This is a genomic window from Sphingobium subterraneum (genome assembly GCF_014199435.1).
GTDB lineage: Bacteria > Pseudomonadota > Alphaproteobacteria > Sphingomonadales > Sphingomonadaceae > Sphingobium > Sphingobium subterraneum.
The window spans coordinates 13,536-32,982 of the sequence record NZ_JACIJP010000001.1; the positions used below are offsets into that span (position 1 = coordinate 13,536).

The 19,447-nt window shown below is 62.3% G+C and carries 21 protein-coding genes; 8 read left to right on the plus strand and 13 right to left on the minus strand.

The genetic code is table 11. From position 1 onward, the window contains the following. Positions 1-148: 148 nt before the first annotated feature. The 3 genes from FHS92_RS00070 to dapB form a co-directional block, all read right to left on the minus strand. A complete protein-coding gene (locus FHS92_RS00070; RefSeq protein WP_184076347.1) occupies positions 149-562 on the minus strand; it encodes a hypothetical protein in 414 nt (137 codons plus the stop codon). 91 nt (positions 563-653) lie between these two features. Then, on the minus strand, positions 654-1,298 hold the full coding sequence (gene nth / locus FHS92_RS00075) for an endonuclease III (protein WP_184076349.1): 645 nt from the start codon (positions 1,296-1,298) through the stop codon (positions 654-656). Between the two features lie 6 nt (positions 1,299-1,304). Continuing rightward, the gene (gene dapB / locus FHS92_RS00080) at positions 1,305-2,036 is read right to left on the minus strand and encodes a 4-hydroxy-tetrahydrodipicolinate reductase (protein ID WP_184076351.1); all 732 of its coding nucleotides are present in this window, start codon (positions 2,034-2,036) and stop codon (positions 1,305-1,307) included. 38 nt (positions 2,037-2,074) lie between these two features. Here dapB and FHS92_RS00085 point away from each other — a divergent pair, with 38 nt between their 5' ends. Further along, entirely contained in the window at positions 2,075-2,773 is a 699-nt protein-coding gene (locus FHS92_RS00085; protein ID WP_184076353.1) for an NAD-dependent deacylase, read from the plus strand. Here the strand turns inward: FHS92_RS00085 and FHS92_RS00090 are convergent. Continuing rightward, entirely contained in the window at positions 2,770-3,876 is a 1,107-nt protein-coding gene (locus FHS92_RS00090; RefSeq protein ID WP_184076355.1) for a helix-turn-helix transcriptional regulator, read from the minus strand. The two genes, FHS92_RS00085 and FHS92_RS00090, sit on opposite strands and share 4 nt — an antisense overlap. A gap of 288 nt (positions 3,877-4,164) precedes the next feature. Between FHS92_RS00090 and FHS92_RS18705 the strand changes: the two genes are divergently transcribed. Further along, positions 4,165-5,046: a PEPxxWA-CTERM sorting domain-containing protein gene (locus FHS92_RS18705; protein WP_246351702.1), complete on the plus strand. Its 882-nt coding sequence runs from the start codon at positions 4,165-4,167 to the stop codon at positions 5,044-5,046. Between the two features lie 106 nt (positions 5,047-5,152). Here the strand turns inward: FHS92_RS18705 and FHS92_RS00100 are convergent, their stop codons facing one another. The 9 genes from FHS92_RS00100 to FHS92_RS00140 all read right to left on the minus strand — a co-directional run bounded on the left by FHS92_RS00100 (position 5,153) and on the right by FHS92_RS00140 (position 13,743). Next, positions 5,153-6,445, minus strand: coding sequence for an MFS transporter (locus tag FHS92_RS00100; protein WP_184076357.1), 1,293 nt, complete (start codon positions 6,443-6,445; stop codon positions 5,153-5,155). 25 nt (positions 6,446-6,470) lie between these two features. Next, entirely contained in the window at positions 6,471-7,154 is a 684-nt protein-coding gene (locus tag FHS92_RS00105) for an N-acetylmuramoyl-L-alanine amidase (protein WP_184076359.1), read from the minus strand. Positions 7,155-7,240: 86 nt separating this feature from the next. Then, positions 7,241-8,095: a CheR family methyltransferase gene (locus FHS92_RS00110; protein WP_184076361.1), complete on the minus strand. Its 855-nt coding sequence runs from the start codon at positions 8,093-8,095 to the stop codon at positions 7,241-7,243. Further along, complete coding sequence (locus FHS92_RS00115; RefSeq protein ID WP_246351704.1) at positions 8,092-9,126, minus strand: chemotaxis protein CheB; 1,035 nt, start codon at positions 9,124-9,126, stop codon at positions 8,092-8,094. The genes FHS92_RS00110 and FHS92_RS00115 overlap by 4 nt, the downstream gene beginning before the upstream one ends. A gap of 72 nt (positions 9,127-9,198) precedes the next feature. Then, the gene (locus tag FHS92_RS00120) at positions 9,199-9,567 is read right to left on the minus strand and encodes a response regulator (protein ID WP_184076363.1); all 369 of its coding nucleotides are present in this window, start codon (positions 9,565-9,567) and stop codon (positions 9,199-9,201) included. Between the two features lie 72 nt (positions 9,568-9,639). Continuing rightward, positions 9,640-10,074, minus strand: a complete 435-nt coding sequence (locus FHS92_RS00125; RefSeq protein WP_184076365.1) for a chemotaxis protein CheW — start codon at positions 10,072-10,074, stop codon at positions 9,640-9,642. Further along, positions 10,071-12,476: a chemotaxis protein CheA gene (locus FHS92_RS00130; protein WP_184076367.1), complete on the minus strand. Its 2,406-nt coding sequence runs from the start codon at positions 12,474-12,476 to the stop codon at positions 10,071-10,073. The genes FHS92_RS00125 and FHS92_RS00130 overlap by 4 nt, the downstream gene beginning before the upstream one ends. A 109-nt stretch (positions 12,477-12,585) precedes the next feature. Next, a complete protein-coding gene (locus FHS92_RS00135; RefSeq protein WP_184076369.1) occupies positions 12,586-13,242 on the minus strand; it encodes a histidine phosphotransferase family protein in 657 nt (218 codons plus the stop codon). A gap of 51 nt (positions 13,243-13,293) precedes the next feature. Beyond that, on the minus strand, positions 13,294-13,743 hold the full coding sequence (locus tag FHS92_RS00140; protein WP_184076371.1) for a M67 family metallopeptidase: 450 nt from the start codon (positions 13,741-13,743) through the stop codon (positions 13,294-13,296). A gap of 17 nt (positions 13,744-13,760) precedes the next feature. Here FHS92_RS00140 and FHS92_RS00145 point away from each other — a divergent pair, with 17 nt between their 5' ends. From FHS92_RS00145 to ribB, 6 genes are all read left to right on the plus strand, one after another. Then, entirely contained in the window at positions 13,761-14,717 is a 957-nt protein-coding gene (locus FHS92_RS00145; protein ID WP_184076373.1) for an RluA family pseudouridine synthase, read from the plus strand. A gap of 63 nt (positions 14,718-14,780) precedes the next feature. Beyond that, positions 14,781-15,683 carry an RNA polymerase sigma factor RpoH gene (rpoH, locus tag FHS92_RS00150; protein ID WP_184076375.1) on the plus strand — a complete coding sequence of 301 codons (903 nt, stop codon included), beginning with the start codon at positions 14,781-14,783 and terminating at the stop codon, positions 15,681-15,683. A 257-nt stretch (positions 15,684-15,940) separates the two neighbouring features. Then, positions 15,941-16,489, plus strand: a complete 549-nt coding sequence (locus tag FHS92_RS00155) for a hypothetical protein (protein WP_246351706.1) — start codon at positions 15,941-15,943, stop codon at positions 16,487-16,489. Beyond that, entirely contained in the window at positions 16,489-17,466 is a 978-nt protein-coding gene (gene ribD / locus FHS92_RS00160; RefSeq protein WP_281377732.1) for a bifunctional diaminohydroxyphosphoribosylaminopyrimidine deaminase/5-amino-6-(5-phosphoribosylamino)uracil reductase RibD, read from the plus strand. The genes FHS92_RS00155 and ribD overlap by 1 nt, the downstream gene beginning before the upstream one ends. A gap of 9 nt (positions 17,467-17,475) precedes the next feature. After that, positions 17,476-18,084 carry a riboflavin synthase gene (locus tag FHS92_RS00165; protein ID WP_184076377.1) on the plus strand — a complete coding sequence of 203 codons (609 nt, stop codon included), beginning with the start codon at positions 17,476-17,478 and terminating at the stop codon, positions 18,082-18,084. A 57-nt stretch (positions 18,085-18,141) separates the two neighbouring features. Continuing rightward, complete coding sequence (ribB, locus tag FHS92_RS00170) at positions 18,142-19,428, plus strand: 3,4-dihydroxy-2-butanone-4-phosphate synthase (protein WP_184076379.1); 1,287 nt, start codon at positions 18,142-18,144, stop codon at positions 19,426-19,428. Positions 19,429-19,447: the final 19 nt, after the last annotated feature.

The window sequence follows — 19,447 nt, forward strand, 5'->3', positions numbered from 1 at the left end:
GCGCGACATATCAGCGACGGATGCGGAATGGGGAGGCGGACGAGGATTTGCAAACTAGTATTTCTGGGCGGGCGGGAAACAATTTTTTGGCCACGCCCGCAAACCGGAGGGGGTTTGCGTCCCCGCTCCGGCTTCAAGGAGAACAGGATTACTTGGCTTTTTCCATGGGCTGGAACTTGCCGAGGCCGCAGCTTGCCCCCTGTGACAGGCCACCACCGAATGATTGCAGCACCGTGATAATGTCCACGGAGCAAAGCTGGCTGAGGCTCGTCTTGTACGCGAATTTCTCCTCCGACTTCAGGCCGGGGCAGCTGTAGGGCAGCGTGTTACGGTAGATCTTGCGCCCGTTCATTTCGAAGTCGATCGTCCGATCGTCCTTCACATGCGAACTGCGGATGTTCTGCAGCTGGATGCAATCGACCGGCGCACCTGCCGGAACGAGATTATCAGGTTTGCTGTCGCGCGCATCGGCCGGGACAAAAAGAAATGCGCATAGCGCGAGCGACGACAGTGCGCCCGTACGAACGAGTTGGGCAAGGGATGATGGTGACGGATGGGTCATGACGTATCCTCCTCCTGAAACAGCAGCATAGCCGTGTGACTCTGAACGCAGGATGACAGCAGAAAGTCCCCGCGTCGAGAGGAGCATTGCGTCAGGCTGCTGGCGCTGGGGTCTTGGGTTTGTAGCGGCAGAGATCCGCGACCGGGCAGCGCCAGCATTCCGGCTTGCGCGCTTTGCAGATATAGCGGCCGTGAAGGATGAGCCAATGGTGCGCATCGCGGCGGAAGGGGGCGGGCGTGTCCTTTTCCAGCCGCTTTTCAACGGCGAGAACATCCTTGCCCGGTGCAAGGCCTGTCCGGTTGCCGACGCGGAAGATGTGGGTGTCGACCGCAAAGGTCTCCGCGCCGAACGCTGTGTTCATCACCACATTGGCGGTCTTGCGCCCGACACCGGGCAGGGTGGTGAGGGTGTCGCGGTCGCGGGGGACCTCGCCGCCGAAGTCGCGCTCCAATATCTGGGACAGCGCGATGACGTTCTTGGCCTTGGCATTGAAGAGGCCGATGGTCTTGATGTGCTCCTTGAGGCCTTCCTCACCCAGCGCGACCATCTGCGCGGGCGTCTTGACGGCGCGGAAGAGCGCGCGGGTCGCCTTGTTGACGCCGACATCCGTCGCCTGCGCCGAGAGGACCACGGCAACGAGCAACTGATAGTCATTGCCATATTCGAGCTCGGTGCGCGGATCGGGGTTGAGCTCCGCCAAGCGCCGGTAGAATTCGAAGATGTCCGCCTTTTTCATCGCACGTTAAAGGCCCAGTACGCTTTTCATGTCGTAGCGCCCTGCCGGTTGCCCAACGAGCCAAAGGGCGGCCTTCACCGCACCGCGCGCAAAGATGCCACGGTTTTCGGCGCGGTGCCCAATTTCGATCCGTTCCCCTTCGGTCGCCAGGATCACCTGATGGTCGCCCGCCACCGATCCGCCACGCAGGGCCGCAAAGCCGATCGCGCCCTTGGCCCGCGCCCCGGTGATACCATGACGACCGCTTTCCGTGTGGGCGGCGAGGTCGACCCCGCGCCCGCGCGCCGCCGCCTGCCCCAGCAGCAGGGCGGTACCGGATGGCGCGTCGACCTTGTGCCGGTGGTGCATCTCGACGATCTCGATGTCCCAATCCTCGCCCAGACGGCGCGCAGCATCCTCCACCAGCGCGGCGAGCAGGTTGACGCCGAGCGAGGTGTTGCCGGTCTGGAGCACCGGAATGCGGCGCGCGGCCTCATCGATCAGGGCATGATGTTCGGCTTCGAGGCCGGTGGTGCCGATCACGATGGGCGTGTTTGCAGCGACGCAGGTGTCGAGGTTGGCGGCGAGCGCTGCGGGGGAGGAGAAGTCGATGAGGATGTCGCTCGCCCCGACCAGCGCTGTCAGATCGCCTTGACCCTTGTCCACGCCGCCCGCCGGGGTGATGCCCTGCACCGACAGTTCCGCCGCGATCGCCTGACCCATGCGCCCCGCCGCGCCGATGATACCGATTGCCGTCATGACTTGCCTTCGCGCTTAACCTTTGCTTCGGTGCGGCGATGCCAGACTATCGATCGATTGTCATCCTCACGGGTGCCGGAATTTCCGCCGAGAGCGGCCTTGCGACTTTTCGTGGGCCGGACGGTCTGTGGGAAGGGCACCGGGTGGAGGATGTCTGCACGCCGCAAGCGCTGCGCCGCGACCCGGAGCTGGTGCACCGCTTCTACGACGAGCGGCGCGCGAAGCTGGCGGAGGTCGCACCCAATCCTGCGCACATCGCGCTGTCGCGGCTGGAACGGGAATGGGGCGGCGACCTGCTGCTGGTGACGCAGAATGTCGACGATCTGCATGAGCGCGGGGGTTCGGACCATGTCCTGCACATGCATGGGGAGCTGAAATCGGCGCTGTGTGCGGAGTGCGGGCAGCGGACGGTCTGGGAAGGTAGCCTGCCTCCCGGCACCTTCTGCCAAAGCTGCGGCGCCCCGCGCCTGGGCCCGGACATCGTGTTCTTTGGCGAGATGCCCTATGAGATGGACCGGATCGACGACGCGCTGCGCACCTGCGATTTGTTCGTGTCGATCGGCACATCGGGTGCGGTCTACCCGGCGGCGGGATTCGTGCAAACGGCGCGCTATGTTGGCGCGGATACGCTGGAACTGAACCTCGATCCGTCAGCAGGCAGCATCTATTTCCACGAAGCGCACATGGGACGGGCGAGCGATCTGGTGCCGGAATGGGTGGCGCAGCTGCTGGGTTAGGGCAGGGAGGTTTCCCGCACATTGTCCTGACGCGTTCCCGCCGCTAGCGAGACGAGGGCGAGAGCCAGATCGGTTTGCCTTGAAAAGCCAGTCTTTGCGTAGATCGCTTTCAGATGCGCCCGCACGGTGTTTTCCTGGATGCCCGCGCGCGTTGCGACTTCGCTGACGGTCTGGCCACGCGCAATCAACCTCGCCAGCCGCGCTTCGGCCGGCGTGAGATCGAACAGCAGTCGTAACAGGTCGGACGAGGGAACATTGCGGTTGGAGGGGTCGGCGATGATCATCAAGACGCCGTCCGAGTCACACACCTCGCGCGCTGTGCCAATGATAGGTAAAATATGAATTGCGAACGCCAACGATGGCTCGACGCCCGGTACGCCGACCGATTGTATGCGCTCCCTGCCATTTCGAAACCGGGAAAGCGCGTTCGACATTTGCGTGCTCAGGAACATGTCGATGAAGCGCAACCTGCCGCGGCTTTCGATGATGCGATCGCCCATCCGGTCAAGAAAGAGGCTGTTGGCCGAGCGGAGTTTCCCGGCAGTGGAAATGACGGCGGCCGCCACGCCGGCGAGCGAGAGGCTGTCGACGACAATCTGCGAGCGACTGCGCAGCAGCGCCGACAGACTGATCGCGCGGGCGAGATGGGGGCGCAGCGCATCCATCGTCGGAACGGCGGCCCGTGCCGCCGCGTCGGACGCGAATCCCTGCACGGTGATTTGCACTGCGACATCCCCCGCACCCTGGATCAGCGTCCCCATGCCGTGGCTGAAGCCGCGCGGAATGAAGAAGGACTTGTGGACCGGCAGAGCGGCGATTTCTTCGGGCGTCCGGTAGTCGGTTTCGGTGCGAAATCCCGGCCATTGTTCCTCGAACAGCGGCTGGACCAAGGTCATATCGTTTGCCCAGCCCTCGTTTACATAATCGTTCATGACCTGCTGGCTGTCGGTCGATGTCGTCCAGTCCACACCATCGGGCGAACGGGAGAGGAAGACGCAGCATCGCGACCGGGAATGGTCCGCCACCTGTTGCAGGACGTCTGGCCAGAGGGCGGGCTGGACCGCCGCTTCATAAATGATGTCGATCAGACGTGGAACAGGCATCGATGTCCAACATGTAAATACAGTGAAATATATGTAAAAAATTCACCCTCCATCCATTGGATGTCAATTGCAAATTTATCAATACTGTAAATATGTCTTAATAAATGGATTTTACGGCCAAGATGAGGCCGGTTCTGTGCGCATGCCAAGAATCGCTGCTTTCGCGGCCGGGAAAAAGGCTGTCGAACGCCCGCCCGCATTTTGCTCCACTTGCCCCAAATCCACACATTGACCGGATTCGCGTTAGGTTACGCTGCTGTCTTACCCACCTGGGGGATGCGGTGCAGCATGGGGCGCGGCACTATCCCCCTGCAGATAAGCAATAAGGTCGAAGGTCAGGAGCGGGCCGGGGTGAAAGGTGCGCCGATGCGGCGTATCGGCGCTGCATCTTATGTGCTTGGGCGATTGATCAACAGGGGATTTTTTATGAAGAAGTGCATGTTTGGACTTGTGTCCGTCGCGACCATTGCGATGGCGACAGTGCCAGCGGAGGCGGCGACGTATCTCATTACGTATAAGGGTCATGTTACGAGCGGTGTGGACTACACCGGGGATTTCGGGGTTTCGCCGGGCAGCAGCCTGGTCGGATTGGCTTATACGGCCGTTTACACCCTAACATATCCGTTGGCGGGAGCGCTGGAGTACAATGATGGTGTCCTACATTACGTAGACGGGGGCGTGACAGGTGGCGGCTCACCATCCCCTGTATCGGCAATTTTTACCATGAACGGCATAAGTAAAGTTGTGGATGGTGGTTATCGCGGCGTAGCTAGTAGATATGGAGGCAACGGTAGTCAGATATTCAATGAAGTTAGCGAATTTCATTACAGCAGCAATGGACAAGTTCGCAAACATATTGATAGTTCCGTCGTGCGTGATTTTTTCAGCACCTTCATTACTACAATCGATCTGACCGCAAATTTAAGTTATATCGTTGATAAAAATCGCGACAGAACTTTAGGTCATTTCGAATTCATTGATCAAAATTTCCAAACAAGCAGTTACACTAGTAGCAGTTCCGGCTCCTTTGACGTCGACAGCGTCACCGTCGCGCCCGCCCCCACAGCCGCCGTGCCCGAACCGGCGACCTGGGCGATGATGCTCGCGGGCTTTGGCGCGATGGGCGCGGCCACGCGCCGTCGCCGCTCGACGGCCGTGCGCTTCGCCTGACTTGTGTGCGTGAAGGGGAGGCCCGGCCGGGTGGAGAGCGTGCCTCCTTCTTTTCTGCCACCCGCCGCGCCGCCCATCCCTTGTGGCGCGGCGCGGCGGGCCTTTCCTAATCACGATCGATCAGGCTCGTATGCTTCGTGTCGCTCATGCGGATATAGACGATCAGCGAGAGACCGATCATCCCGCTGACATACCAGTAGAAGCTCGATTCGATGCCCCAGCTCTTGAGTTGGAGGGCGACATATTCCGCGCTGCCGCCGAAGACTGCGTTGGCGATGGCGTAAGGCAGGGCGACGCCCAATGTGCGGATATGCGCGGGGAACATCTCGGCCTTTACCACTGCACTGATGGCCGTATAGCAGCTCACCGCCAGCAACGCGGCGAGGACGAGGGCGAAAGCGACGAGGGGATCATTCGTCGTCTGGAGCGCATGGAACATCGGTATGGTACCAAGAAGGCCCAGCACGCCGAAGGCAATCATCAACGGCTTGCGTCCGATCCGGTCGGATAGCGCGCCCATGAGCGGCTGTACCAGCATGAAGAGAAACAGCGCCGCCGCCATGATCCAGCTCGCCGTCTCACGCGAGAAGCCGGACGTGTTGACGAGATATTTCTGCATGTAGGTGCTGTAGGTATAGAAGGCGAGCGTTCCCCCGGCGGTCAGCGCGATCACCAGCAACGCCGCGCCGGGATGCTCACGCCACAGGCCAAGGAAGGACGAGCGGGGCGCATCGCTGGCGCTGGTCTTGTCGAACGCGGTGGTTTCCAGCATGCCCCGCCGTAGCATCAGTACGCACAGGGCGAGCACGCCGCCAATCGCGAAAGGAATGCGCCAGCCCCAGCTTTCCAGTGCAGTTTCGGAGAGAATTGCCTGCAGCACCAGCAGCACGGCGAGCGCCAGCAACTGCCCCATGATGAGCGTCACATATTGGAAGCTCGACCAGAAGCCGCGGCGCGTGCTGCCCGCCATTTCCGAAAGATAGGTCGCGCTCGCGCCATATTCGCCGCCCACACTCAGCCCCTGCAACAGTCGGGCGAGCACCAGCAACACGGGTGCCCAGATGCCGATGGCGGCATAGCCGGGCGTCGCGGCGATCAGCAACGATCCGGCGCACATCATCAATATGGAGATGGTCAGCCCCGCCTTGCGCCCGTGTCGGTCCGAATAGACCCCCATCGCCCACGCGCCGATCGGCCGCATCAGGAAACCGACGGCGAACACCGCACCGGTGCTCAGCAGTTGCGCCGTGCGGTCTCCGCTGGGGAAAAAGACCGGCGCAAAATAGAGCGTGAAGGCGGAATAGACGTACCAGTCGTACCATTCGACGAGATTGCCCGCCGAGCCGCCGAAAATGGAAACGAGGCGGCTGCGGGTGTGGTGCGCGGCAGGACGGGTCAATCGCGGCCTTTCATTCGTCGTGCGTTCATTCGTCACCCTGGGGCTTGGGCAGAAGCAGGGCGAGCAGGATGGCGCGGCACTCTCCGTCGATGATGCCGTCGATCATTTCCGGCCGGAACCGGCGTTGGAAGGCGCGCACGGCGGCTTCCTGATCGGTGATGTCATAGCCGAAGCGTTCGAGCGCGAGCATGAAGCCGCTGTCGCTCCAGTGTGGGTCCATCAGATGCTTGGTGGGGCGGGGGAGGGCGAGCCGTAAGCGGGCAAGCTGCGCCCAGGGGAACAGCTCGCCGGGGTCCTGCTTGCGGCCGGGCGCGATGTCGCTGTGCCCCACGACATTGCCGCGCGTGATACGATGGCGGGTGACGATCTGGTGCACCAGCGGGATGAGCGCCGCCATCTGCGTTTCGGGGAAGGGGCGGTACCCCCATTCATGGCCGGGATTGACGATCTCTATGCCGATGCTGGCGGAATTGACGTCGCTTGTCCCGCGCCACCAGCTTTTGCCCGCGTGCCAGGCGCGCTTGCTCTCATCAACCATGCGGACGATCTGGCCGTCTTCGGTGACGACATAATGCGCGGACACTTTGGACTCCGGGTTGGCAAGCCAGTTGATGGCGCTCGCAGCGTCGGGCATCCCGGTGTAATGGAGGACGAGCAGCGAAACGGGCAGGCTGCGTTCATCGAAATTGGGTGACGGCGTTTCGATCACCGGTTTCGTTCCCTGCCGCTTTGCTTATGTGGCTTCCTTAGACCCAGCAGCGGGGGCTGACAACCGGAGATGGAACGAGCGTCGCGTCAGGCGGCTTTCACCGAGGAGGCGTCTTCCTTGGGGCGCACGCGTTCGTAGATGCCGCGAAACTGCATACTGGCGGTGAAATCGATGGTCTGGCCGATCACCGTTTCGCCCGCGCCGAGGATCAGATAGCCGCCCGGTGCGCTGTGCCGCGCCAGACAGCCGAACACCTTGCGACGCATTTCCGCAGAAAAATAGAATTGCACGTTGCGGCACATGACAAGGTCATAGCTGCCCGACGGTGCCTGCGGTTCGAACAGATTGTCGACGCGGAAGTCAATCATGTGGCGCAATTCCTGGCTGATCCGCCAGGTGTCGCCCGCCGGTTCGAACCAGCGCAGCAGATCGTTGACGGCAAGTCCGCGCTGCACATCGATCTGCGAGAAGAGGCCCGCCTGTGCGCGCTCGACGACGGAGGAGGAAATGTCCGTCGCGAGGATGCTGATCTGCCAGCCTTTCCACAGGTCGGCCTGTTTGCGCAGCGTCATCGCCAGCGAATAGGCTTCCTGCCCGGTGGAGCAGCCGGCGCTCCAAATACGCAGCGACTTTTCCTTCCGTGTCTGGGCAATGTGCGGCAGGATCTGTGTGGCGAGCATCTGGAAGACATGATGGTCGCGAAAGAAACTGCTTTCGTTGTTGAGCAGAGCATTGACCACGTCGTTGGCGAGGGGACCGCCGCCTTGGTCGGCGAGCCGCGCGACGAGATCTTCCAGCGAGCGCAGGCTGTTGGCGCGCATCAGCGGTTTCAATGATGTTTCGAGCCGCCACATGCGGTTCTCGCTCAGGACCTGACCGGTACGCGCCTCCAGCAACGCGGCGATCATCCGGATGGCTCCACTCTGGCGGGATCCGGTCATGCCGCGATCCTGCTATATTGGCTGATGAACGCGGGCATCTGCTCGGGCGGTAGCACCGCGGCTGCCAGTCCCGCTTTCGATACCGACCCGGGCATGCCCCAAATGACCGCGCTGTCCTGGTCCTGCACGATAACGGTGCCGCCCGCGTTGACGATGGCGCGCGCGCCGTCGGTGCCGTCGCGACCCATGCCGGTGAGGACGATGCCGAGCGCGCCCGAGCCGTAGCTTTCCGCCATCGATCGGAACATCGGATTGACAGCGGGAAGGGACTGCATATCGCCGTCACGGTCGTCCGAAATGACCGCTTCCACGCCCCCGCGTCCCCGCGGCACGCACAGAAGGTTGTGGCCGCCCGGCGCAATGTAGACATGATTGTTGCGCAGCCGCTCGCCGTGACGCGCAATATCGACCGGCAGGTCGGTGGCGCGCGCGAGCTGGGTGGCGAAATGATGCATGAAATCGGTCGGCAGATGCTGGGTCAGCAGGATCGGCACATTGAACTTGAGTTGCGCGCCCTTGAGCAGCGTGCTGAGCGCCGGAATGCCGCCGGTCGACGCACCGATGCCGATGCAGCGGAGCTGGAATTCCGGAGAGATGCTGTGCAGGGGCACGGCGGATTGTGCCCGCTTGCCCGGGCGAGCGCCGAGCCGCAGCACGCGGTCCACCAGATTTTCGCTGAAGGCCGTGCGATAGTCGCCGATACCAGGCTTCAGGATAACGTCGCTCGCACCGTTTGCCAGCGCCTGCACGGCGTTCTGGCTGCCTTCCGCGCAATAGCCGGACAGCATGATAACGCGAGCACCGTGACACGCTTTGAGCACATCGGGAAGGGCATCCAGCCCGTTGCGGCCTGGCATTTCATGGTCGAGCAGGATGACGTCGACCATATTGTCTTCAAGATAGGCGAGGGCGACGCGGATATTGGACGCCTTGGCGGCGATCACGACGTCACTGCGGTTTGCAAAGATCTTTTCGACCGCCGATCGTACAACCAGCGAATCGTCCACGACCAGCACGCGCAGCGCCGGCATGGCTTCCGTGCTCCAGGAATTCGCCGACCGCATTACAGACATTATTGAAACGACCTTGTCTGAATGGAGGAATTAAATGACTCCGACGATCTGCAGCTTGCTTTCGAGCGTGTCGCGGTCGAACGGCTTCATGACATATTCGTCAGCGCCCGCATCGAGTGCCGCCTTGATGTGCCCCAGACCGTTTTCCGTGGTGCAGAAGATCACCTTCGGACGCGAAGCCGCCGCCTTGGTGGCGGTCAGTTGCTGGAGAAACTCCATGCCGTTCATAACGGGCATGTTCCAGTCGAGCAGAACGACATCGTGCGATGCGCTCTCGCACTGGTTCAGGGCATCCCGACCGTCGCACGCCTCGGAAACCGAGATGTTGAGTGATTCGAGAATATGACGAGCGACCTTACGAATGACCTTTGAATCATCGACGACCAGGCAATTTTTCATGTGATGCATCCCTTGATGTGCCTTGTTCCTGTCAGCATAGGCGGAAAAGCTGATCGAAACGTAAACGCGGGCTCACGCCGCCTGCGCAGTCATCGAATTTTCGATTAAATTTCCGAGAGATATCAAAAAGTGGGGAGCGTTGTCGTGCAACAGCACGCCGCGTGCATATTTGCTCCAGACCGGATCGGGCCGTCCACGAACGGTATTCGGCTCGGAATCCTTGGCGACGATGTCTTTCACTTCGTCCACAAGAACGCCGTAACTGTGCCCTGCAATGTTGCAGACAATGGCATATTCGCGCCCCACATCGTCGACGGCGCCGTTAATCAGGGCCGCTGCGTCGAGGACGGTCAGCACGCGGCTGCGCAGCGCGGTGAGGCCCGCGACGTGCGGCGGGACAGCGGGTACGTAGGAGAGTTCCTTGACCTTGACGACCGCTTCGATTTCGACCGTGTCGATAGCGATGGCGGTTCCTGCGACCGTTGCGAAGAGATACAGTCCGCTCATGCCGTTTTCCTTTCGCTGTGCGCTGCGTGAATTGCTTCGAACAGGGCTTCACGGTCGTACCGGTAAATGCTGTCGTCACTGGGGGTGGCGGGTTTGCTGGCCGCCCGTAGCCGCACGATGGGGCAGGTCGCATCGCGGGGTTCGATGTCGGCATTGGTGCTCAACACGACCGCATCGCCGATTCCGGCATCGCCCTCGATGCCGAGCACGACTTCATATCCCGCGCGGATAAGGAGTGGTGCAAGGACGTTACGGTTCCAGTTGTCCTGTCCGTCGGCGATGATGCATTTCTTGGGAGCGGCCCCTGTTTCCAGCGTGTCCGGAAGGTCGGCAAACAGGCTGTAGCCGTCCACCACCTCCACCTGGCGGCCTTCGATCAGCGTCAGCCCGGCGACATGATCATAGGGTGCGCTCATGTCCAGCGTGACCGGGATCTCGAAAATGTCGACGATCGAGCGGATGGGGTAGCAGAGTTCGCGTTGACCATCGCGCAGGCGCAGGCAGGTGACGAGACCACTGTCGTTGCCGATGTCGGACGTCTGCACCGGCCGTACGGACGGAATGAGGCGCCCCTCGATCATGACATGCGCCTGACCGGCGGTCTGGCCGAAATGTGCGATCTCGATGTCCTCGACACGCTCGACGAGCGACAGGAGAATGATGCGGTCCTCGCCCGTCAGTTCCACGAACTGCAGGCCGCTGTGCAACTCGGTCGTCGGCGCATCGGCAACCGGCTGGCCCCACTGATCGCCCCTGCGGTTTGTTTCAAGGGGCAGTTCGGCCACATTGGCGATGCCCCCAGCGTCGAGCAGAAGCATCGGCTGGCCGTTATCGGGCAGGGTCATGCCCGCATAGACGCCCGCCGCCATGACCATCGGCGCGGCTGGCCGGATGACCAGCTCTTCGTGATTTTCGACGCTCGAAACGGCAAGCGCGTACGGCAGGCCCGAGGACGAGCGCACGACCATGATGGAGCGGGGGCCGGTCTGTTCTGGCACCGGCAGGCCGACCACTTCCTCCAGGTCGATCATCGAATAGCGCAGGCCGCGGATCGCGGCCACGCGCGCCATGCCGAGCGTGGCGATTTCGACCATCGGATTGTTTTCGTGCAGGATTTCGACCACCGCCGAGCGTGGAATGGCAAAGCTTTGCCCCCCTGCGTTCAGAATGAGGCCGGGAATGATGGTGAGCGTCAACGGCACACGCATGGTGATGGTGAGGCCGCGTCCCGGCGCGTTGGCGAGGCTGATGGCGCCGCCGATGCGTTCGATATTTGCACGCACGACATCCATGCCGACGCCGCGTCCGGACACGGACGTGACCTCCTGGGCGGTCGAGAGGCCGGCGCTGAAGATCAGTTCCAGCCGTTCCTGTTCGGTCAGTTGGGCGACGTCCTGCTGGGTCATGGCGCCTGAGGACACGACCTTGTTCACGACGGCGTTGACGTTGATGCCGCGCCCGTCGTCGCTGACCTCGATAACGATTTGGCTGCCCGACTGCCGGGCGGAAAGGCGCAATTGCCCCGCTTCCGGCTTTCCGGCCGCGCGGCGCTGTTCGGGCGTTTCGATGCCGTGGTCGATGCTGTTGCGCACGATGTGGGTCAGCGGGTCCACCACCATTTCCACCATCTCGCGGTCCATTTCGACATCGCCGCCCTCGACGGTCAGGTCGACGATCTTGCCGAGGTCGCGGCTGAGGTCGCGCACCATGCGGGGCACCGCCATGAACAGGCGTTCGACGCGTTGTACGCGCGTCTTCGAGATGCTGTCGCGCATGTCGGCAATGCAGCCAGACAGGCGCTCGAATACCATTTCGAGTTCGGGGTCGCTTTCCCGCTCGCGCAGCCGACGGGCCAGTTCGTTGCGGGCCAGCACCATGTCGGAGACGCCGTTCATCAGCTGGTCGATGAGCGTGAGGGGCAGGCGGATGGTGCGGGCGGTGGCGCTCGGACGGCGCGGGTCCGCCACCGGCGAAATCTCGATTTCCTTAGCGCTTTCCTCGGTCACGACTTCGGACGCGGCGCATGCCATCGCGTAGCAATGATGCAGCGCCTGGATCAGCAGATCGTCATTTTCCTGGGGCAGGGGCGCCCCGGCTTCGACGGCCGAGCAGAGTTCCGCGATGCGATCCATGACCGACAGGACGGCGGAGATCGTTGCGCTGTCGGGGACGGCTTCGCCCGCGCGCACATGCGAAAGCACGTCCTCGGCAGCGTGACTCAGCTTTTCGAAGCGGGGAAGGTTGAGAAAACCGCAGCTCCCCTTAACCGTATGGAAGAAACGGAAAACCGCATCGAGCCGCTCGCGGTCACTGGGATCAGCTTCCCACGCAACAACTTCTCCGGCCAGAGCTTCCAGCGTTTCCTGTGTCTCGGCAATGAATTCCGCTAGTAACTCGTCCATATGTCTCGCCCGACCCACATTGGAATGTCCTCTGAAGGGACTTTCCTATGATCGGCAGACAGGGTTAATTTGCGGTAAAGGCCGAAGTTATTTCTTTGGAATGGGCACGTTAGCCGTTGGGGATGCTGACACCGAAAAGCAGGGCGGGTTCGCTGTCGGCCGACAGCATGACCTCGCCACCCACCTGTTCGACCAGCGCGCGGACCATCCAGGCGGCGGCTGTGCGCGAGGAGAGTTCCGAAGGAGAAAGGCCCCCGGTCAGCGCCTTGCGCAGTTCGGGGTCGAGAATGATTTTCTGCCCCTGCGCGCGCACGACGATCTCGACTATGCCGTCGCGCTGTTCCGCCCCGACGTCCAGCTGGCCGCCGCGTACCAGCGCGTCGCCCGCGATCAATGCAAGATTGAGGAGCACTTTGGTGGCCGTCTTGCTCAACGGTTGATCACCGACCAGCCAGCCGATCTTCACCCGGCCCGAGGCAGAGAACATTCCCTCGATGGCCTGCTTCGCCTCGGCGGCGGGGACGGACGCGCCAAACCCGCCCGCTGATCCGAAGGCTAGCCGGAAGAATTTCAGCTTGTTGGCCGATGTGAGCGCGCTTTCGGCGAGCAGATCGAGGCAACGCTGGCGCATATCCGGGTCCGTCTCGTCGGCCATCAGCTCCAGCCCGTTGTTGAACGCGCCGACCGGACTGAGCAGATCATGGCACAGGCGTGAGCAGAGCAGCGCCGCAAAATCCAGGCTGGGTCCGGGTGTGGGATTGGTCATCAATGCGCCCTGTCGTGACTAAAGGAATGACGGTGAAAAACCGTTAATGACCTATTGCCGCTCTGGGCGGGACGATGCAAGCGCCGCGTCCGCGATCGAGTCGTCATACTCCCAGTTCTCGCGGGAAAAACGGCCGTGCAGGCCCGTTTCGCCGGTACACCACAGGGCACAGTCGCGCCCCGATACGATCAGCCAGAGCGATCCGTCGGCGTGCGCGGCGTCGGCATCGCAGGAAGAGGGCACAAGATCCCCCGACGGATGCGAATGATAATGTCCCACAATGGTGGGTCCGCCCGCGCGCGCAGCGCGATGAGCAGCGAGCAGAGTGGCGGGTTCGATCTCGAATCGGCAGGTGGGGTCTTCGGCGACATTGGCAGCGGCTACAGCGTGGGTGATGCGGCCATCCTGGCCCAGCAGCAATCCGCAAACCTCCACATTGGGATTGTCCCGCGCCCGACCTAGAATATCGTCCAGCACGACCCTTGATATGCGTGTCACCATGCCCACATCCCTAGCCAATGGGGCAGGGAAATTCCACTGTGGAAGCGACGATCGACGCGGGCTTTGCCGGTGCGCGGCTCGACCGCGCATTGGCGGGGTTGCTCCCTGAGCTGTCGCGCGAGCGTATCAAGGCGCTGATCCTCGACGCCCAGGTGCGGGATGGGGAGGGCCGGATGATCCGCGACCCGGCGGCGAAAGTCGCATCGGGCCAGACCTTCCTGCTCACCTTGCCCGCGCCCGTGCCGGCCGATGCACAGGCGCAGGATATTCCGCTCGCCATCGTCCATGAAGATGCGCATCTTGTCGTTGTCGACAAGCCTGCGGGTCTCGTTGTGCATCCTGCCGCAGGTAACCTTGACGGGACGCTCGTCAACGCGTTGCTTCATCATTGCGGCGGCAGCCTTTCGGGCATTGGCGGGGTGGCTCGGCCCGGCATCGTTCACCGCATCGACAAGGATACATCGGGGCTCCTCGTGGTGGCCAAGTCCGACCGCGCGCATGAAGGGCTGGCCGTCCAATTCAAGGCGCACAGCATCGAACGGCTCTATGCGGCCATCGTCGCGGGACGCCCTGCGCCGCCCGCCGGAACAGTCGACGCCTGGATCGGCCGATCCGACCGCGACCGCAAAAAAATGGCGGTGCAGCGGGAAGGGAAAGGCAAGCACGCGGTTACGCATTTCCGCACGGTCGAGAGTTTCGGCAAAGCGAGCCTGATGGAATGCCGACTGGAAACCGGGCGAACGCATCAGGTGCGCGTCCATATGGACCACATCGGGCACCCGTTGCTGGGTGACCCGGTCTACGGACGCGGCAAAAAGAGTTGCAAATCGCTACTGGATTTGATAGGATTTAATCGTCAGGCATTGCATGCGGCGCGGCTGGGCTTTATCCATCCTATAACGGAGGAAAAGCTTCGTTTCGACAGTGCGCTGCCAGCGGATATGCAGGAACTGTTAAGCCAGCTTCGCGTATAGGTTGCTGGTGAGTAAGGCCGCTGCCCATATGGGGGCGGCAGAAAGGGACCAGGGTTAGGGAACATGGCCAAGAAGGTAACCACAACGGCGGTCGTACCCGCATTGGGAAGCGATGCCAGCCTCAATCGGTATTTGAGCGAAATCCGCAAGTTTCCGCTGCTCACGCCGGAACAGGAATATATGCTCGCGAAGCGCTATGCGGAACATCAGGATTCCGAAGCCGCGGCGCAGCTTGTCACCTCGCACCTGCGGCTCGTCGCCAAGATCGCGATGGGATATCGCGGCTATGGCCTGCCGGTCAGTGAACTGATTTCCGAGGGGAATATCGGCCTGATGCAGGGCGTGAAAAAGTTTGAGCCCGATCGTGGCTTCCGTCTTGCGACCTACGCGATGTGGTGGATCCGTGCCTCGATCCAGGAATTCATCCTGCGTTCGTGGAGCCTTGTGAAAATGGGCACCACCGCGGCGCAGAAGAAGCTGTTCTTCAACCTGCGCCGGATGAAGAACAATATCGAGGCATTCGAGGACGGCGATTTGCGCCCAGAAGACGTGACCAAGATCGCGACCGATCTTGGCGTGTCCGAAGAAGATGTCGTATCGATGAACCGCCGTATGGCGATGGGTGGTGATACGTCCCTCAACGTGCCGATGCGCGAGGACGGCGATGGTCAGTGGCAGGATTGGCTGGCCGACGATACGCCCTTGCAGGACGAGCGCGTGGCCGACGCCGAGGAGCGCGATGTGCGCCACTCGCTGCTGCTGGAAGCCATGGGATCGCTCAACGATCGCGAGAAGCACATCCTCGCCGAGCGCCGTCTCGCCGAAGAGCCCAAGACGCTCGAGGAGCTGAGCCAGGTTTATGGCGTCTCGCGCGAGCGGGTTCGTCAGATCGAGGTGCGTGCGTTCGAAAAGTTGCAGAAGGCGATGATGCGAATCGCGGGCGAGAAGCGTCTGCTCACGGCCTGAGCCGGGTGTCCCATCTAAGTGATTGATAGAAAAGGCCCGGCGCCTCCAAAAGGGGGCGCCGGGCAAGTGATGAACGCCAGCAGAGGCTGGTGCCCATCGGGTCGCAGGGCCTTTATGAACACTCTCGATTAATTGTTCGTGACGCAGATCACGATTTCCCCGCATCGACCAAAGAAGCCGCCGATGTGTCGTGCGGCTTGCCGCAAAGCAGGGGCGCGGCTTTTGCATAGTCCCCGACGATATCCTATATGCCGGATATGAAGATCTTTCCGCGCCCCGTTTCCCCTAAAAGCGCCGCCAGCGACCTGTGGACTTATCTCGTGGAGCGGCGGGCGCATAAATGGCCGGTGCTGGCACTGTCGGCGACGCTGACGGGGATCATCGTCTGGGCGTTCGTGGTCGACGCTAACATCAATACCATGCCCCGCCAGAACCAGATTATCTATTTCCAGACATGGAGCCAGCAGCGGCGGGAATCGGAAATCATCGAGCAGCAGAAGCGCGATCTCGCTCGCTACGAGCAGGCCCTGCGGGGCAAGCAGAAGGAGATGCAGAAGATTGCCGACACGTTCGGCATCGACTGGCGGAAGGATGAACAGCGCAACGCTGCGCGCCGGGCCGAAGCGCTGCGGCAGATTAACGCGATGCTCGACGCGCGTTTGGCGAAAGCCAAGGCGAAGGAACAGGCTGAGGGCCTCACGGGGGCGTCCCCGGCACCTATTTCGGCGGGCATGGCCGAGCAAGAGGAAGCCGCGAAGGCCGGGATTCGGTTGCCGTCGTCCTTTACCGGGGCAGGCGAGCATTAATGGCGCACCAGGATGCGCGGTGGATGCGCGCGGCGATTGCACTGTCTTTGCGGGGAAAGGGTCGCACCGCGCCCAATCCGAATGTCGGATGTATTATCGTGCGGGATGGCGTGGTGGTCGGGCGCGGCTGGACTCAGCCGGGCGGACGTCCGCATGCCGAAGCGATTACGATAGCGCAGGCCGCCGACCGGGCGCAGGGTGCGACCGCCTATGTCACGCTTGAGCCGTGCTTTCACCTGTCTCCACGCGGGCCGCGCTGCGTCGATGTGCTGTCGCGCGCGGGCGTACGACGCGTGGCCATCGCATTGCGCGATCCCGATCCGCGTACCGATGGGCAGAGCATAGCCTGGCTGCGCGAGCATGGCGTTGCGGTGGACGTGGGTGTCCTCGAAGACGAGGCCCGGGCGGCCATGGCGGGGTTTCTGCTCCGTCAGACCTCTGGGCGGCCGTTCGTGACGCTGAAGCTCGGCCTGTCGCTCGACGGGTGCATCGCGATGGCGGATGGATCCAGCCGCTGGATCACAGGTCCCATTGCCCGTGCGCATGCCCATCTGGAACGCACCCGGCATGAAGCGATTCTGGTGGGACGCGGGACATGGTGGGCGGATGCACCGAAGCTCGATGTGCGGTTGCCAGGCCTGGAAGACCGCTCGCCACGTCGCATCATGCTGGGCCATGGCGATGCGCCGGACGGCTGGGATCTGTTGTCCGAACCGGCCGGGATCGCGGCCTTGCCTGGCGTCGAATATCTGCTGGTCGAAGGCGGCGCGCAGGCGGCTGCCGCGTTCTTGCGGGCCGATCTGGTCGATCGGCTGCTGCTCTACCGTGCGCCCATCCTGCTGGGCGGCGGTAAACCGGCGCTGGGTGACGTCGGTCTTGCCGATCTCGCGCAGGCGCATGGCCGCTGGGCCCTTGCGGACAGCCGGATGCTGGGCGAGGACCGGATGGAGGTTTACCTGCGGACGCGCAGCCACTAGGGACGGCATATGTTTACGGGCATCATCACCGACATTGGAACCATCCAGTCCGCCGAGCATCGCGGCGACCTGCGCCTCGTCATCGGCAGCCATTATGACATGGCGGATGTCGCTATCGGGGCGTCGATCGCCTGCTCGGGCGTGTGCCTGACGGTCGTGGACAAGGGTGACGGATGGTTCGCGGTCGACGCATCGGGCGAGACGGTGGGGCGCACGGCGGCGGGGATGTGGGAAGCGGGACATCGCCTGAACCTCGAACGCGCGATGAAGCTCGGCGACGAACTGGGCGGCCATATCGTCACCGGTCATGTCGATGGCGTGGGGACGATCACGACCTTGGTTCAGGAAGGCGATTCGCACCGGGTTTCGGTACAGGTGGACGCTTCGCTTGCGCCCTATATCGCGGCCAAGGGTTCGGTCACGGTCGATGGCGTTTCGCTGACCGTGAACGCCGTATCGGACAACGCGGATGGAGCTCTGTTCACGCTCAATATCATCCCGCACACCTGGGACGTCACGACCTTGTCTGGGTGGCAGACAGGGGCGCAGGTCAATATCGAGATCGACGTCCTAGCCCGTTATCTGGCCCGCATGCAGCAGCGGAAGCCGAGTCTTTAGTCACACAATGTGATTCCATGCATTGACTATCACATTCCAATGTGATTGACCGGACGCATGAACAGCGAACTTACACACAAACTCGTCGACCTCGTGACGCAGGGCGGGCTATCCCGATCCGGTCTGGCGCGCGCCGCGGGGCTCCATGCCAACAGTCTGCGCCGATTGGGCGAGTCGGACTGGAACCCGACCGTCGAGACACTCGACAAGCTCGAAGGCTATCTTTTGAAGCGCGAAGGCGGGTCCGCGCTCGCTAGTCCGGAAGAAATCATCAACGAAGCGCGCAACGGCCGCATGTTCATTCTTGTCGATGATGAGGATCGCGAGAATGAGGGCGATCTCGTCATTCCCGCGCAGATGGCGACACCCGACGCGATCAACTTCATGGCAACGCACGGGCGGGGGTTGATCTGCCTCGCGCTGACCAGCGATCGGGTGGAAAAGCTCGGCCTCAATCTGATGAGCCGCGCCAATGGCACACGCCATGAGACGGCCTTTACGGTATCGATCGAGGCGCGCGAGGGCGTGACCACCGGCATTTCTGCGGCCGACCGGGCACGGACCATTGCGGTGGCGATCGACGCGGGCAACGGTCCGCAGGATATCGTGACGCCGGGTCATGTCTTTCCGCTGGTGGCACGCGATGGCGGTGTGCTGGTGCGGACCGGGCATACGGAAGCGGCTGTGGACGTGTCCCGTCTTGCCGGTCTTAATCCCTCCGGCGTGATCTGCGAGATCATGAAGGATGACGGGACGATGGCGCGACTCGACGACCTGATCCCGTTTGCGCAGAAGCACCGGATGAAGATCGGCACGATCCGCGACCTGATCGCGTATCGCCGCCGCTATGACCATATGGTCCAGCGCCGTTCCGAGGCGCGGTTCACGAGCCGCTGGGGCGGGGAATGGCAAGCGATAGCGTTCTACAACCGCGCGACTCATACCGAGCAAATGGTGTTGCAGAAGGGGCGGATCGACCCTGACAGCCCGACGCTGGTGCGGATGCACCAGATCATGCCCTTTGCCGACCTGTTCGGCGAGGACGGCCCGCGCAGCCGGCTGTTGTCCCGGTCGATGGAGATCATCGGGGAGGCCGGTAGCGGACTGGTCGTGTTGTTGAACCGCCAATCGTCCGATCAGTTCAGCCGTATGCTGATGGTGGCGGCAAGCGGCGCACCGAGCCGGAGCGATATGGACGAATTGCGCGATTATGGTGTGGGTGCGCAGATCCTTGCCGACCTGGGTGTGCACGACATGATCCTTCTTACCAACACCAGCCATAGCCTTGTCGCGCTCGATGGCTATGGGCTGACGGTGGTTGGCCAGCAGCCGATCGATCTCTGAACGCTTTAAGGACATAGCA